We start from the raw sequence: 15,585 nt of genomic DNA on the forward strand, positions 1-15,585 counted from the left end.
TGGCCCGGGGAGAGGCAGAAGCACAGATGACGCTGGAAAGCATCGATCGACACCATCAGGAAATGCTCAACAATGGCGACGCCTGGCGTCGGAAGCCAGCCCTGCGCGCCATCTACAAAACCTTCCACCAGGCGATTGCCCGCCACCTGGCCCCGCTGCCCTTGCCCACCGTCGAGCTGGGCTCTGGGGTAGCCGACATTCAGCAGGTGATCCCCGGCTGCATTCGCACCGATATTTTCCCTAACCCCTGGATTGACCAGGTCGAGAACGCCTACGCCCTCTCCTTTGACTCCGGCAGCCTGGCCAACCTGGTGCTGTTTGACGTGTTTCACCACCTGCGTTACCCCGGCACCGCCCTCCAGGAGTTCGATCGCGCGCTGGCCCCTGGGGGCCGGGTGATTTTGTTTGAGCCCTGCGTCAGCCTGCTGGGCCGGCTGGTCTACGGGGTACTCCACCCCGAACCCCTGGCCCTGCACCAGCCGATTCAGTGGCACGCCCCCCCCACCTGGAACCCCGCCCAAATCGACTACTACGCCGCCCAGGGCAACGCCAGCCGCCTGTTTCTCAACGCCAACCGCGCCCCCAACTTGGCCGGTTTTCGAGTCGTCGCTACCCAGCGCTACGCCGCCATCGCCTACGTCGCCTCCGGCGGCTACTCCAAACCCCAGCTCTACCCCACCGCCTGGTTGCCGCTTATGACCGCGATCGATCGCCTCTGCGACCACCTACCCCAACTCTTCGCCACCCGCCTGCTGGTGGTCTTGGAAAAGCCTGCCTAGAAGGGCAGACACCTGGTTACTCTGCCGCCGAAGTCAGCCAATCGTTCCTGACACCTGACCCCTAACACCCCCAGCAAAGGTTGCTCTCTTTCTGCTAGCCAGTACTAAGCCTGCCCCACCCACCCATCCACCCATCCACCCTCCCACTCACCTACCCCCCCTACGCCCTCACAATAAACGGATTATCAATCCTCGCCGCCCGCAGCTGCAGCACCAGCGCCTGGTATACCGCCGCGCACACATCGGCGCGGCTGGCCACCCGGTTGGGGTGAAGCTGGGCCAGGTCGGGCACATTGACCACCAGCGCCAGCTGGGTGGCCTTGGCGATCGCATTCACCGCGTAGTCAGGAATTTGGTCGCGATCGCGGTAGCGCTCCAGCAGCCTCAGGTTGCCGGGCTGGTTGGGCAGCAGGGCCAGGCCTGACACCAGCGCCACCCACACCTGGGCCCGTACCAGGGGCGTTTCTGGCCCAAAGGTCTGGTCAGGAAACCCCGAGAGGAAGCCGCCCCGGTAGGCGGTCTGGATGGCGCTGGCCCCCCAGTAGCCCGAGGGCACATCGCGAAAGGCCTGGGCCGGGCGGCGGGGGGCGGGGGCAAAGGCGCGGCTGACCAGGGCGGCAAACTGGGCCCGACTCATGGGCTGGGCCGGGTTGAATCGCCCCGTCTCATCCCCCTGTACCAGGCCCAGGTTCAGGAGTCCCTGAATAAAGTCGAGCGCCCAGTGGGCCTGAATATCGGGAAACGAGCCTCGGGTCATGGCGGGGGGTGGGGTAGCAACGGTATCCAGACGGGGAGCTCGGCCCTGGGCCACCAGCCCCTGGTAGATCAGCACCGCCACCTCGGCGCGGCTGATCGTTTCCTGGGGACGCAGCAGGGTCGGGTCGGGGTGGTTGATGATCACCCCAGCCTGGGTGGCGCTGGCCAGAGCATCAATAGCATAGCTGGGAAATTGGGCGCGATCGCGGTAGACCCCCAGCCCGCTGGCCGGGGCGGGCGGCAGCTGGAGCCCCGTGGCCATCGCCACCATGGCCTGCACCCGCGCCATGCCCTGCTCCGGGCGAAAGGTCTGGTCGGGGTAGCCGCCCAAAAAGCCCTGGCGCTGGGCCTGGTCAATGGCGCGGTTGGCCCAGTGGCTGGGGGGCACATCCACAAACGTGAGCGAAGCCCTCACCGGGGCCAGGTAGCTGTAGCTGGCGGCCACCAGGGCGGCAAACTGGGCCCGGTTGATCGGGGTGTCGGGGCGGTAGGTGTTGTCAGGGTAGCCCTTGACCAGGTCGCGATCGGCCAGGGCCTCAATGTAGGGAGTGGCCCAGTGGTTGCCCAGATCTGCAAATCGGCTGGCGGGGGCCGGAGCGGGAGGGCCCGGTGCCGCCGGGCTGGGCACCTCGGGAGCCGCGGGGGGAATGGCCGAGGCCGGGCGATCGAGCAGGGTGGGCGGCACCGCCGCGGGGTCGGGCTGCTGGCTGGCCCCCAGGGTGACGGCCCCCACCAGCCCCTGGGGCACCACATCGTTGCCCACCAGCAGCAGCGGCTGGCGGCTGTCGTTGCGCAGGTCGGCCTGGCGGTTGTAGCGCAGGCTGTTGCCAGCCGGGTCGTCGGGCTGGCCCAGGTCGGGGCGGGCCGTATCCTGCACCACCAGGCCCGTCTGGTTTTGCCCCAGGCGATTCTGCCGCAGCACCGGGCTGGCCGCCCCCAAAATGTGTGCGCCGATCTGGTTGTTGAAGCACTGGCAGCGGTGCAGCAGCGGAGCGGCATTCTGAGCGACGTAGACGGCGGTACCGCAGCGCTCCACGGTGCAGTCCTGGGCTTCGCCCCGGGCCTGGTCGGCAAAGCTCAGGCCGCGATCGCCACAGTCCTCCAGGCGGGTGTGCATCACCAGCGGGCGGGCGGCACCGGCCACCTGTAGCCCCACCCTACACTGACCCAGGCGGCAGGCCCGCACCAGGGGTGCCCCCGAGGACATTAAAATACCGATGCCCTGGGGGTTTTGCACCGTCACTCCGCGCAGCTGGCTCTGGCCCTGCATCACCACCCCCACCGACAGCCCCCCCGGCCCGGCACCGCCCCCGACGATCACAATTCCCTGCCCCTGGGTGGCCTCCTGCCCGGCAATCATCACCCCGTCAGGCACCGTGATGGGGAACCGTTCCCCGGTGGCGACGCTGTAGGTGCCGGGGGCCAGCTTGACCAACGTATTGTCCAGGGCCGAGCCCAGGGCCGCCGTCAGGGTTTTGTGGGGCAGGTGGGGGCGGCCCGAAGGTTCGTCTACCCCCCGGATGGGATCGACATCGAGGGTCTTAGCGATGGGGTCCAACGGAGCAGGTCCTAACGACAGCACGGACAGGGGGGAAAATACCGCTATGGCAAAATACCGCTATGGCAGAATATCGTTATGCCAGAATATCGTTATGATTTAGCCAAGTTAAAAGAATAGGGCGAAAGTTGTGATTGCGGTTGCCGTTAGCCTGAATGTAGTGATTGCGCTGTTTTGCTTTTACGTGGCCTGGCGACTGTGGCGGCTGAGCAAAACCCTGGGAGCCGTGGCCGATGCCCTGGTCAACTGGGAGCGCAATACCCACAATGTGCTCGACCCGGTGGTTATTCCCCCCGCCATTTTGCGCGGTCAGTCGGGTACGGCCTATTTGCGGCAAAACTACAGCCTGCTCCAGTTTCAGATCCAGCGATTGGAGCAAGTAATGGGCATTGTGGGGCTTTTTCCCATGGCGAACCGCTGGCTGCGGGCGCGGGGACGCCGCCCTGGGCCAAAGATGAATACAATGACTCTGTCTAGAAGACGATAGGAATGTCCCAGCCCCCACCAGTACAATGGTTGAAGCCGTTGACGACTCGGGCCTGGGCAGGGCGACGGTTTGGCTACCCACAGGATACAAAACCATGAGCGACAAGCAATCTGGAGGGTTCGTTGGCGGACTGATGCTGGGCGCCGCCATGGGGGCGGTGGCGGGTTTGCTGATGGCCCCCCGCACCGGGCGCGAAACCCGTCGCATTCTGAGAAAATCGGCCGATGCCCTGCCTGAGCTGGTGGAAGACCTCTCGACCTCGGTGCATCTCCAGGCCGATCGCCTGTCGGAGACGGCCCTGGTCAACTGGGAGCAGACCCTGAGTCGGCTGCGCGAGGCGATCGCCGCCGGGCAGGAGGCCAGCCGGCAGGAGTATGAGCAGCTGAGTCAGGCGGCCCCCGTGGCCACCAATGGCTCTGGGCAGGAGTAGGAGTAGTTGTTTTGGCCGACCCGCTGTTTTGGCTAGCCCTATCGTTTTTGCTGGTCGTCGTTAGCCTGACGGCGGTGCTGATGGTAGCCATTCCCGCCATGCGAGAGCTGGGGCGGGCCGCTCGCAGCGCCGAAAAAATGTTTGACACCCTCAGCCGGGAGCTGCCCCCCACCCTGGAGGCCATTCGCCTCACCGGCCTGGAGATCACCGAACTCACCGACGATGTCACCGAAGGGGTGCAGAGCGCCGGGCAGGTAGTGCAGCAGGTGAACCAGAGCCTTGTCACCGCCAAGACCGGAGCCCAGCGCCTGAACACCGGCACCCGCAGTGTGCTGGCCGGAGCCAGAGCCGCCTGGCGCGCCTGGGCGGGCGAAACCCCCGAACCGCCGCCGCCCCGCCGCCGCGAGCCCGCTCCCAGACCTGCGATCGCCTCCCCCAATCGCCCCCCCGATCGCCCCGAGAGCGAAGCGCCGCCGCTGACCCACCTCAATGGGGAGCCCTCCCCCGACGACTACGCCCTCCCGGATGCCCACGCCGTTCCCCGGTTAGAAGAAACCTCCCTGCGCCCCGCCCCCGAAACCCGCCCAGAAGCCGCCCCGGACTCCCTGCCCAGGGCCGAAGCCGCCCCCCGGCGATCGCCCCAGGATTTTAGCCGTCCAACCAATCGAGACTAGGGCCGCTAGGCGGAATTCAAAATGCCCCAGTCAAAATGAAGTTGGTAGGTTGGGTGGCGCGATAGAGTACCGGTTCAGCATGGCTGCGACTCGAATCTGCCACCACAGGGTTTAAAGAGTCCTACCGATTCTTTGGCAGCACAAAGGTTTAAACCGATGATCAATCCCTCCTTTCCGTCGGGTCCAGGGCGGCGGAACGCCCCTGGTCGACGGGGGTCTGGGGCCAGCGACATGGCCCCAGTAGCACCTTGGGCTTACCGCCGCAGTTGTGGCTCGCATGCCCCGACCTCGCTGCAACACAATACTGTACCGATGCTCTTGCTCCCATCAGTCTAGGTTAAGCTCCGCTCCACTCAGCCTACGGGAGCTGACATAACTCTCAGAGTCGCATTTCAGTACCGGACTCAATCCACCAGTCGAGCCAGCAGCTTCACCTCAAACACCTGCTCGAAATACTCCTTCTTGTAGTTCAAATTCCACAGTTCCGAGGCACAGTCATCGCCCGGGTGGGCGGCCCTCACCGCCATAGTCAACTCGTGGGCATCGGCATCAAAGCTGCACTGAATGCTCTCGACCGCGCCAATCCCCCGGCGATCGAGGGCTACCGCCAGCCGCAGCAGCGCGCTCAGGTGGGTGACCATCTGGCGGTGGTAGCGGGTGGGCAGGTTGCGGTAGTTATCGTGCTTTTTCTTGGGGGCGCTCTTGCGGTGATAGCGGGCAATGTTGGCGATTGCCTCCAGTTCGGTCTCGGTGTAGCCCAGCAGCTCGCCGTGGCGAATCAGGTAGTAGGAGTGCTTGTGGTGGGCCGAATGGCTGACAAAGTGGCCGCAGTTGTGCAGAATAGCGGCGGCCCAGAGCAGCTCTTTTTCTAAGGTGCCCCAGCTGTGCAGACTGCCCCGGGTTTGCTCAAACAGGTCCATGGCAAACTGGGCCACCCGTCCCGAGCGATCGAGGTGGACCTTGTATTTCTTGGCGGTTTTGAGAATGTTGCGCTGGCGTACCGACTTCTGAAACTGCATCCGGTCTTCGATCAGACCGTGGGTGAGCATCCAGTCGACCACCACCCCCTCCCGCAGGGCGCGCTCGCAGATGGTGATGCTGTCGGCGTTCAGCAGCCCCATGGTTTCGTGCAAAATTACTGCCCCCGCTACGATGATCTCGGCCCGCCGCGGCGACATTTCCGGCATCTCCAGCCGCTCGGCGTAGGTAGAGCGGCGCAGGGTTTCGACCAGACGGGAGACCTCCTCGTAGGTGATCTGAAAGCCGTTGAGGGGGTCGGGCACCAGCCCCAGGCGATCGCTGGCCACGATGGCCGCCAGACACTCGATCGTGCCCGACGTTCCCATCAGCTGGACCGGTTCGTCGGGCTGGAGGTGAGATTTGAGCCCGGTGGTATTGGGCTCGACCATGCCCCGCACGTAGGCCCGCAGGGTGCTGAATTCTGGCTCTGAGATCGGGTCGGTGGAGACAAATTGGGCGGTCAGACGCACCGCGCCCACCTTGGTACTGCTGAGGAAACGATGGGGTTCGCCAGTGCCCAAAATTAGCTCGGTGGAGCCGCCGCCAATGTCGATGATGGCGTGGGGTTCGCCGTTGAACTCCACCCCCGAGAGCACGCCCAGGTAAATGCGGCGGGCCTCTTCTGTGCCCGAGATCAGGTTGATGGCGAGGCCAGTTTCATCGTAGACCCGTTCGACAAAGGCACTGCCGTTGCTGGCCTCCCGCACGGCGCTGGTGGCCACGGCTACAATGTCTTCGGCCTTGAGGCTGCTGGCGATCGCGCAGCACCGTTTCAACGCCGCGATCGCCCGCTCCATCGCCGCCTCGGACAGGCCACCAGTCTCCTCGTTGAAGTCGCCCAGGCGGACGGTTTCTTTTTCGCGATCGACAATGGTGAAGGCGGGCAGGTCGGGCTGAATTTTGACCACCACCATATGGATGGAGTTGGTCCCCACATCGATCGCCGCCAGCACGCGATCGCCGGTAATTTCTGTGGGAGCAAAGCTGACAAAGTCGGTTGCCACGGTGCTCGACTCGCGAATCGAGGTAGTCCCTGTCATAGTGCGCCCTTGCTGCGTTGCTTCCGACTTGCTGCTTTGCTTCAGATCTTACCTGTCCGGTCGTCACCCATCAAACTGATGGAAAAACTTTACTCAGGCTCAATAGTTAGCCCGATACCCTCGCCCGCACCACCTCTTTATACTGAAAAAGACCCCTCACAGCATCCCGCCCCATGAACCTAGAGCAGATCGCCGCCCAGCTCAAAAGCGAAGACTCCAAAGACCGCATGCTGGCTTTGGCCTCCCTGCGAGATGTGCCCGCGGCCCAGGCGGCACCGCTAATTCGCCAGGCCCTAGACGACAAAAATCTCCAAATTCGCTCAATGGCCGTGTTTGCCCTGGGGATCAAACCCGACGAAGAGTCCTTTGACATTTTAATCAACCTGCTCACCTCTGACCCCGACTACGGCATTCGCGCCGATGCGGCCGGAGCCCTGGGCTATCTCGAAGATCCCCGCGCCTTTGAGAGTCTGGTGCGCGCCTTCTACGAAGACACCGACTGGCTGGTGCGCTTCAGCGCGGCCGTGTCGCTGGGCAACCTCAAAGACCCCCGCGCCCACGATGTGCTGATGCAGGCCCTGCAAAGCGAGGAAACGGTGATGCAGCAGGCGGCGATCGCCGCCGTCGGCGAAATTGGCGATCTGGAAGCGGTGGACGAAATTCTCAAGTTTGCTCAGTCGGAGGACTGGCTGGTGCGCCAGCGGCTGGCCGAAGCCCTGGGCAACCTGCCCACCCCCAAAACCGAACCGGCCCTGCGATTTCTGGAAAAAGACTCCCACTTCCAGGTGTCTGAAGCCGCCAGGATCGCCCTGACCCGACTGCACAAACGGCGAGATGGCTAGTGCCGCTGCACGGAGTGCAAAGTGCAAATCGCCGCCCCCAACGGCAATGGGTAGGCCATCGGGGGCGGGGGCGTTACTCAATCAGCACGGTTTTGGTGGCGATCGCTATCCAGATAGTGTCTACCGATGAGGTTGCGCTGGGGATGTCGCTGGTGGGCGGCACGGGGATGGGGTCGCTCCAGTGCGATCGCAGATCTCCTGTAGGTTAGGCTGACGAAGGAAACCAACGATCTCTGTGCAATTTACTCCAAACTAAGTGCAATCGCAGATCTCCTGTAGGTTGGTTTGACGCAGGAAACCCAACGGGTGCATCCCACTTTTGCAAGTGTCTACGTCAATCCTATGTAAGTGGGAATCTATTCGGGAGTAAGTCGTCCGCCGTGGATTTCCGTCTACACGGGAATTACAAACCAGCTAGCTGTCAAAATGACAAATTTACACAAGTGGGATGCACACAACCCAACAATCCCAGGAAGAAGCTAATTATACTCTCCAGGTAGGTCGGTCTTTCTAACAGTAACTCCGCCAAATTTTCTTCCCGACATTCTCAGTAATTCATCACCTGAAAATTCAAAACCAAGTTTTAGTGCTATTCGCGCAACATCATCTGCAGTTGTTGCGTTGACCACCTCGCTTTTAAGTGCAGGTTCAGACTGCATTTTCTTTAAAAACGCTTCGAGTTGATCTAAAGACATATTTGGAATTCCTATTTTCGTTAGCTGCTTATATTAAACAGAGAAATCATTACAGACTTTAAGCAAATTCTACTCTTCTTTTAAGGTATAAGCAATGAGTGGAACTTTCAATTACAAAATTTTTCTTTGAGGCCGTATAGCCAACCCATCGCGCAGTCGGCGTTTAAGAGTTAAGTTTTGCTGCTTTTTAGTACGTTTAGTCCTAATTCCTCACGGCATTGAATGCACGGCATGGCACCCACCGCTTTTGGATAGGTACTGGCGATGAACGTAAAGGTAGCGAAAAAACAAGTAGCACCAGCGGCTTTAGCCCAGAGGTATTGCATAGGAATTGCTCATCAAGAATAAGCCTAGGAAAGATTCATACCCTAATCGTCTGAAGTCGCTAGAATTTCTTTGGCCCGACTGCACCACTAGCGGGCAGCCCCCTACTTCGTTAGCGCCCTATGGCTACGCTCTCCCTGCTCCGACTTCAGCTTCGCCCCCTGGTCAACCGGCGATCGCAGCGCTTACTCGGGGCCGTAGGCGGCATGGCGATCGCCCTTACCACCGCGATCGCCGCCCCCGCCCCCGCCGTCCAGAACCCGGTGATTCAAGTCGGTATCGTGCAGCGCTTCGGCGAAGACCTGCAGGACCGCATCACCCTCGAGGCCCTGCCCGGCGAACAGCTCACCCTCAGCTTTGAGACCAACGGCCAGCCCCAGACCGTCACCACCACCCGCGTGGTGCTGGGCCTCACCCCCCAACCCCTGGCCGAGGCCACCCTGGGCGAGCGCGTGGTGCTCGGCAACCATCGCAGCTTTGAAACCGCCGAGTACAGCGCCCAGCAGTGGCGACAGCGAGGCATCGAGCCCGAAATTGCCCAGCCCGGCAGCTGGGAAGTGTGGGCCAACCGCGAGACCTACAGCACCCCCCTGGTGCGGCGGCTGCTGGTGCAAAACCTCCAGGCCCAGGGTTTTGGCGAGGTCTTCCTCGACAGTCGGGTGCTGAGCCAGATTCCCAGAACCTACTTCGAGGCCAACGGCTACCGCTACAACCGCGATACTCTCGATATTCGCGCCACCAGCGGCCGGGTGCGCGTGACCCACCCCGGCGAGACTCCCATCACCCGCGTCTACGGCGGCACCCTGCGGGTACAGCCCAACACCTACGGCACCTACACCCTGGTCAACAGCGTGCCCATCGAGACCTACCTGCGCGGGGTCGTGCCCCACGAGATCGGGGCTGGGGCTCCCGTGCCCGCTATCCAGGCCCAGGCGGTGCTGGCCCGCACCTACGCCCTGAGGAATTTACGTCGGTTTGCGATCGACAACTACGAACTCTGCGCCGACACCCAGTGCCAGGTGTACCGGGGCCTGACCGGCACGGCAACCGTGACCGACCAGGCCATCATCGCCACCCAGGGCCAGGTGCTCACCTACGAAAACGAGCTGATCGATGCCCTCTATTCGTCCACCACAGGCGGGGTCACCGCCGCCTTTAGCGACGTGTGGGATGGCCCCGATCGCCCCTACCTGCGCCCGGTGGTCGATTCGGTCTACGGCCTGTGGAATCTCAGCCAGTACCCGCTCAATTCCGAGGAGAGTTTCCGGCGGTTCATCGCGATCGACAAAGGCTTTAACGAAGACACCTGGCAGCTGTTTCGCTGGCGCAACGAAGGCAGCCTCAGCGAAATTGAAACGGACCTCAAGGGCTATCTGGGTCGGCGGCAGCATCCCCTGGCGGGGTTTAACCGGGTGAAGTCGCTGCGGGTTACCGAGCGGGCCAACTCAGGCCGGGTACAGATCGTCGACGTCGAGACCGACCTGGGCGTGGTGCAGCTGAGAAAAGACGAAATTGTGCGGGTCTTGCGTCCCCCCCGCAGCCTGCTGTTCTACCTGGAGCCGATACACAGCGCTGGAGCCAACGGGGCACCGGGTCAACTCACCGGCTATCGCTTTGTGGGCGGCGGCTGGGGCCACGCTGTGGGTCTAAGCCAGGCGGGCTCCTACCGTCTGGGCAACCTGGGCTGGAGCTACCAGCGCATTTTGCAGTTCTATTACCCCGGCACCACCTTGCAGCCGATCAGCGAGAATCTGACCTTTTGGCGAGAGCCGAGTTGAGGGTGCCTGGTGGAGATGCAGGCCTGCCAGTGGGTTAACCAGCAAATGGGGCGATCGCTGGATACCTACGGCATGGTCACCAATGGCGAGGGGTGGAAGTTTTATCGGCTGGCGATCGCGGGCGAGGTGTCAGAATCGCTGCTGCACGGCATCGGCGACATGCCAGTTCTGCTGGGGCTGCTGCGGGCGTTTTTTGCCCTATGCAGTCAATCCCTGTAGTCAATCTCTGTAGTCACAATTTGCAACTGGCCCCTTAACCAATTTGGAGCCTCGCGGTAGCCTGTAGCCAAGATCAATCTCTGGGGACTGGCGGCGATGGCGTTTCTAATTCACCAGCTCGACAACCTGGACTACGACGAAGCCGAACCGCTGCTGGAGGACTACATCCTCGTTGCGATCGCCGACTTTGCCAATTCCCCCATCGGTCAGGCCTGCATTGAGCGCAACCCCGAGGGCGGCAGCTGGATTGGCACCTTCATTGAGTTTGCCTACCTCTACGGCGGCTACACCCTGCCCAAGATGACCAAGGGCAACGTGCAGGAGGTGATGGAGTACACCCTGCCCCGCAAGCTGACCCTGCTCGACCCCAGCGATACCGACGGGGCGATCGACGAACTGGTGGCCTTTTGGACGTTTTTGCACGACAAGTACCGACTGCGGAGCGCCAAGGCGATCGCCAAATACCTGCAATCGATCGAAACTAAGTTTCCCCAGTGGATGTTTGACCCCCAGCGGGGCGGCATCGCCAAGTCTTTTGTAACCCAGGGCATGGCCGCCGGGTTTGATATGACCACCCAGGAGGGGGTAACGGCGTTTCAAGAAGAATACAACCGCAATTTACCAGCTCGTCCGCCGATGCCGCCTACAGTGCCAATGCTCCCGGCAGAATTGCTGACAGAATCCTTTGAAATGACCACCGCGCCTCCGGACATGCAGCGGGCCTTTGAGCAGTTGGGCCTTGAGCTACCCAAGCCGGGAGAGAGGGTAAACCCCATGCAGCTGGTGTCTCAGTTTTTTGGGGGGCTGCTGCAGATGGACCCCGATGCCGCTGAAGAACTGATGGCCAGCCTGGACGAAGAAGAAGAAGGAGTAGCGAATGCGGCGGAACTGCGGGAGGAGCTGCAACGGCTGGACTGGAACGAGGCGATCGCCCTTTCCCCCGACCACCAGGCCACCCTCCAAAGCCAAACCATTACCGCAACCGCTCCCGGCACCATTTTGAGAGACCTGGAGATTGCCCTGGCGGCGATCGCCAGGGGAGTCCCCCTCAGCGGCAAGCTTCAGCACATGCCCGCTAAGGTAGCGGCAGACATCAATCAGCGGCTGAGCCAGCCGATCGCGATCGCCATGCAGCGCCCGGTGCAAAAGTCCTATCCCAATGTGCACGGGCTGTACCTGCTGCTGCGGGCTACCGGGCTGGCCCAGGTCGTCACCGAGGGCAGCAAGGCCAAGCTGGTGGTAAATCCTGAGATTCACCAATCCTGGCAGCAGCTCAACCCCACCGAGCAGTACCTGTCGCTGCTGGAGGTCTGGTTTTTGCGCAGCCACCCTGAAATGCTGGGCGAAGAACGCTCTGGACGCATGATGATGGGCGATCGCTGCCTGCAAGCCTGGCCCTTCCTGACCAAAAAAGCCAACGCCACCTTCGCCAACTACGCCGCCCAGGATCGGTTGGCCTACTACCCCAGTTTCTACAACCTGGCCCTGATGGAAATGTTTGGCTTCATCACCATTACCCCCGGCCAGCCCGACCCCAAGAAAGGCTGGCGGTTCAAGAAAATCGTTGTTCAGCCCTGGGGCAAGGCGGTGATGGCGACCTTTGATGCTGCAACGGAGGTGGTGGCGTCGAACTGGCCCGGCATACTCGACCCCGCCCTGCCCCTGGGTGACCTGCAGCCCCTGCTGAGGCCCTACTTCCCTGAGTGGCATCGGTGTTTGGCGTTGCCCACGGTTGAGTTTCGCCCCGGGCGGCATGTGTTTAAGGTGAGCCTGGGCAAAATTTGGCGGCGGATCGCGATCGCCGCAGACGCCACCCTGGCCGACCTCAGCGACCTGATTCGCGCGTCGGTCGATTTCGACGACGACCACCTGGATATGTTTACCTACAAAACCCCTACGGGCCTGAGCGTTAAGGCATTTCACCCCTTCTCCAGCGGCGACCTTTACACCACCGAGGTCAAAATTGGCGACCTGCCGCTGTCCGTCGGCGGCACCATGGAATACCTCTACGACTTTGGCGATAATTGGCAGTTTTCGGTGGTATTAGAGGCCGTAGAGCCTGAGCCTGAGCCTCCTAAGGGTTTTCAGAACGCAAAGGTGAAAAAGACCAGGCAGACCAAAGGTAAATCCACCAAAGCCGCCGGCAACATCATCGAGTCCCACGGCGAGGCTCCTGAGCAATATCCCGGTGCAGATTGGTAAGGTCTTCTGCAAGCAAATCTCCATCTTTCGGGAATCCTGACTGTGGCCTTGTAGGTCTGTCTAGAAGGGTTCCTGGTTCTGTGCCAATGTCTGCTCTGGGGGACAAGCTGCTGCATTTCGCCGTGGGCATGGCCACCGGCATGGTGTTCTGGTGGGTGCTGGAGCACTGGGCGCGGAGGGCTGCCTCGGCCATCAACCCGCTCTGGTTTTTGCTGATGCTGATCTGGGGGGCTAGCGGGCTGTTCTTTTTCCGCAAGCTGGGGGTGCCGGTGCTCAGCGGCACCCTGTTCTACATGGCCTTTCCCGACTGGGATATTCCCCTCTACAACGCCACCGGTCTGCGGCTGCTGATCCACCGCAGCTGGCTGTTTCACTCGGTACTGATTCCCCTGGCGATGCTGGGCGGGTGGCTGTGGCTGGCGCAAATCCCGACCCTGACCGCATGGCAAAAGACGGCCACCGGCTGGCTGCGCGACGGAGCCATGGGGCTTTCAGTCGGCGTCAGCGCCCACCTGATCTGGGATGCCCTGCTGTCTTCCACCCGCCGGGGCTTCTACATCCACGGGTTCAGCGGTGCAGCCTCCTACAGCTGGCTGCTGCTAAATCTGGGCCTGGGCCTGGGGATACCGCTACTGATTGCTTGGGGCATGGGCCACCCTGGAATGGCCCCGGATGACTAGCGCCAGGCCCCAATCTCGTTTGACATTGACCTTACCTGTGAAAATTGACGATGCGACTGCTAACTCCTCTAATTGGTCTCGCCCTCATGCTGTTGGGCCTGTATTTCTTGGGCAATAACATCTTCTTTACCACCTACGCGTCCCCCTGGTGGCGGGGGGTGGCGGCAAACCTGTCAGTGCTCTCGCTGACGGCAGGGGTGTTTATGCTGGTGTTTATGCCGTCGGGGGTAAAGGTGCTGGGCTGGGTGGCGATCGCCTTTGGCATCCTCTGCGTTTTCGTCAGCAGCCGCGCCATCCTCAACCCCACCAGCCTGTGGCAGTTTGTCATTTCGCTGATGGCGATGAGCTTCGGCTACAAGATGCTCACCACCCGCCGGGGATACTTCTGACGCCAGGCAAAATCATCGCTGCACAAAGCTCTGCTCTGCTCTGCTCAGCTACCGTCTCCTTACCCCAGCGCGTCTCGCAGCATCGCCCGCTGCTGGCTCACCGAGGCCAGGGTGTTGGCGGCGATCAGCCCGCAGGCGGCTACGGCGGGTAAACCAATGCCGGGGAACGTCGAACTGCCCACGCAGAGCAGCCCCTCCAGGGGCGTTTTTGGCCCAGGGAACAGGCCGTCCTGGGCTGAAATGGCCGGGCCGTAACTGCCCCGGTGGCAGCGCAGAAACCGCTCGTGGGTCAGCGGTGTGCCCACCAGCTCTACTTCAACCCGCTGCCGCACATCGGGAATGACCCGTTCCAAAGCGCGCCAGAGGGGTTCGGCCCGTTCTTTCTTCAGTGCTGCATACTCTGGGCTGCGGCGATCCAACCCCTGCCACAGGGCGTAGGGTTCGGTGGCGGGGGTATAGACATGGATGGTGTGCTTGCCCGGTGGGGCCAAAGACGGGTCCAGCACCGTGGGAATCGACATTACAATCAGGTTCTGGGGCGCGTCGATCCCCCGTTCCCAGTCTTCCACCGTGATGTAGTGGCAGGCCAGATTGTCTGGCAAACCCGCGCCATCGATGCCCAGGTGCAGGTGCAAAAAGCTGGGGCACTCGGGAGTCGCCTGGCGTTCTTCTACGAATGCTTTGGGCAGTGCAACCTCGGGTACCAGCTTGAGCGTGTCCCAAATTGAGGCGTTGGAGATGACTGTGTCAGCGCTGAGGGTTTCCCCCGATCGCAGCCTTACCCCGCTGGCCCGCCCCCCCTCTACCAAAACCTGCTCCACGTGCGCCCCCAGCCGCAGGGTACCGCCAAACTTCTCCAGGCCGCGCACCAGGGCTTCGACCAGGGCCGCACTGCCGCCGATGGGGTAGTCAAGGGTGACGCCGGGGCGGTACCACTCGGCAAACATGAAGGCCATTTCGGCGGTGCTGGTGCCCTCGGCGGGCAGCCCTGAGAGCAAAAAGCACAGCATGTTCATCCAGTGGCGAATGAAGGGGTCTTGGGTGGTGCGATCGAGCACGGTGCTGAAGGGTTTGCTCGACTGGGTCAGGGCGGGAGCGTTGCGTAGCAAATCCCAGCCGTAGGGGGCGACGGTTTGCAGGGCACCAAGATCCAGCCGCAGAACCGCCGGGGGCAGAGCGGTGGCGGCTTTGCCCAGGGGTTCCATCACGGTTTGCAGTCGTCGCCAGTCCTGCACGGCAGCATCGCCGCGCAGGGTTTGCAGCACCTCGGCAAACTGGTCGTTGCCGATGGTGGTGTCAAAGTCGCCTTCGGGAATGCGCACACCCCAGGTGTCGTAGTTGGCCCAGGTGATGCTGTCGCCTTCGCCAATGGCATCGAGCACGTGGTGCAGGGGGTTGGTGGAGCCCCGGTAGGACATGCCCGAATAGAGGGAGGGTCCAGAGTCAAAGGTGTAGCCCTGGCGCTCAAAGCCGTGGGCGGCCCCGCCGGGAATGGTGTGGCTTTCGCAGACGGTAACGCGGTAGCCATATCGGGCCAGTAGCGCTCCGCAGCACAGGCCACCAATGCCGCTGCCAATCACAAGCATGCTGGAGGGAGAGGTCATAGGGAGGGGTTGGGGGGACTGACCATGGATGGTCGACGGACCTTTTAATCTTGGCGCTAGGGCGTTGTTTTGGCCAGGCCGAGGGGCTGTCAATCCTCCCGGCAAAAA

14 protein-coding genes are annotated in these 15,585 nt (G+C 62.1%); 10 read left to right on the forward strand and 4 right to left on the reverse strand.

Annotated features, from left to right (window positions below):
* The first annotated feature begins 26 nt into the window (after positions 1–26).
* The gene (locus tag NF78_RS00135; RefSeq protein ID WP_035984228.1) at positions 27–779 is read left to right on the forward strand and encodes a class I SAM-dependent methyltransferase; all 753 of its coding nucleotides are present in this window, start codon (positions 27–29) and stop codon (positions 777–779) included.
* A gap of 160 nt (positions 780–939) precedes the next feature.
* Here the strand turns inward: NF78_RS00135 and NF78_RS00140 are convergent, their stop codons facing one another.
* A complete protein-coding gene (locus tag NF78_RS00140; protein WP_035984229.1) occupies positions 940–3,093 on the reverse strand; it encodes an S-layer homology domain-containing protein in 2,154 nt (717 codons plus the stop codon).
* A 130-nt stretch (positions 3,094–3,223) separates the two neighbouring features.
* On the opposite strand from NF78_RS00140, the gene NF78_RS00145 reads away from it, so the two are divergent.
* The 3 genes from NF78_RS00145 (at position 3,224) to NF78_RS32060 (ending at position 4,684) form a co-directional block, all read left to right on the forward strand.
* Complete coding sequence (locus NF78_RS00145) at positions 3,224–3,580, forward strand: hypothetical protein (RefSeq protein ID WP_052049463.1); 357 nt, start codon at positions 3,224–3,226, stop codon at positions 3,578–3,580.
* Between the two features lie 94 nt (positions 3,581–3,674).
* Positions 3,675–4,010, forward strand: a complete 336-nt coding sequence (locus tag NF78_RS00150) for a YtxH domain-containing protein (RefSeq protein WP_035988184.1) — start codon at positions 3,675–3,677, stop codon at positions 4,008–4,010.
* Positions 4,011–4,021: 11 nt separating this feature from the next.
* Complete coding sequence (locus NF78_RS32060; protein WP_072015926.1) at positions 4,022–4,684, forward strand: DUF948 domain-containing protein; 663 nt, start codon at positions 4,022–4,024, stop codon at positions 4,682–4,684.
* A gap of 404 nt (positions 4,685–5,088) precedes the next feature.
* Here the strand turns inward: NF78_RS32060 and NF78_RS00160 are convergent, their stop codons facing one another.
* A complete protein-coding gene (locus NF78_RS00160) occupies positions 5,089–6,744 on the reverse strand; it encodes a Ppx/GppA phosphatase family protein (RefSeq protein ID WP_035984231.1) in 1,656 nt (551 codons plus the stop codon).
* A 173-nt stretch (positions 6,745–6,917) separates the two neighbouring features.
* Here NF78_RS00160 and NF78_RS00165 point away from each other — a divergent pair, with 173 nt between their 5' ends.
* On the forward strand, positions 6,918–7,586 hold the full coding sequence (locus tag NF78_RS00165) for a HEAT repeat domain-containing protein (RefSeq protein WP_035984233.1): 669 nt from the start codon (positions 6,918–6,920) through the stop codon (positions 7,584–7,586).
* Between the two features lie 479 nt (positions 7,587–8,065).
* Here the strand turns inward: NF78_RS00165 and NF78_RS28730 are convergent, their stop codons facing one another.
* A complete protein-coding gene (locus tag NF78_RS28730; RefSeq protein ID WP_072015927.1) occupies positions 8,066–8,281 on the reverse strand; it encodes a Nif11-like leader peptide family natural product precursor in 216 nt (71 codons plus the stop codon).
* Positions 8,282–8,727: 446 nt separating this feature from the next.
* Between NF78_RS28730 and NF78_RS00170 the strand changes: the two genes are divergently transcribed.
* The 5 genes from NF78_RS00170 to NF78_RS00190 all read left to right on the forward strand — a co-directional run bounded on the left by NF78_RS00170 (position 8,728) and on the right by NF78_RS00190 (position 13,873).
* Complete coding sequence (locus NF78_RS00170) at positions 8,728–10,383, forward strand: SpoIID/LytB domain-containing protein (RefSeq protein ID WP_035984234.1); 1,656 nt, start codon at positions 8,728–8,730, stop codon at positions 10,381–10,383.
* A 9-nt stretch (positions 10,384–10,392) separates the two neighbouring features.
* Entirely contained in the window at positions 10,393–10,602 is a 210-nt protein-coding gene (locus tag NF78_RS00175; protein ID WP_197064721.1) for a hypothetical protein, read from the forward strand.
* A gap of 96 nt (positions 10,603–10,698) precedes the next feature.
* Positions 10,699–12,804 (forward strand): IS1096 element passenger TnpR family protein, encoded by a 2,106-nt coding sequence (locus NF78_RS00180; RefSeq protein ID WP_035984237.1) that lies wholly within the window; start codon positions 10,699–10,701, stop codon positions 12,802–12,804.
* Positions 12,805–12,890: 86 nt separating this feature from the next.
* Positions 12,891–13,484, forward strand: coding sequence for a hypothetical protein (locus NF78_RS00185; protein ID WP_035984238.1), 594 nt, complete (start codon positions 12,891–12,893; stop codon positions 13,482–13,484).
* A gap of 50 nt (positions 13,485–13,534) precedes the next feature.
* A complete protein-coding gene (locus NF78_RS00190) occupies positions 13,535–13,873 on the forward strand; it encodes a hypothetical protein (protein WP_035984239.1) in 339 nt (112 codons plus the stop codon).
* A 59-nt stretch (positions 13,874–13,932) separates the two neighbouring features.
* On the opposite strand, the gene NF78_RS00195 is transcribed toward NF78_RS00190, so the two are convergent.
* Entirely contained in the window at positions 13,933–15,477 is a 1,545-nt protein-coding gene (locus tag NF78_RS00195; RefSeq protein ID WP_035984241.1) for a phytoene desaturase family protein, read from the reverse strand.
* Positions 15,478–15,585: the final 108 nt, after the last annotated feature.

This window comes from Leptolyngbya sp. KIOST-1, assembly GCF_000763385.1.
Taxonomy (GTDB): Bacteria; Cyanobacteriota; Cyanobacteriia; order Phormidesmidales; family Phormidesmidaceae; genus Nodosilinea.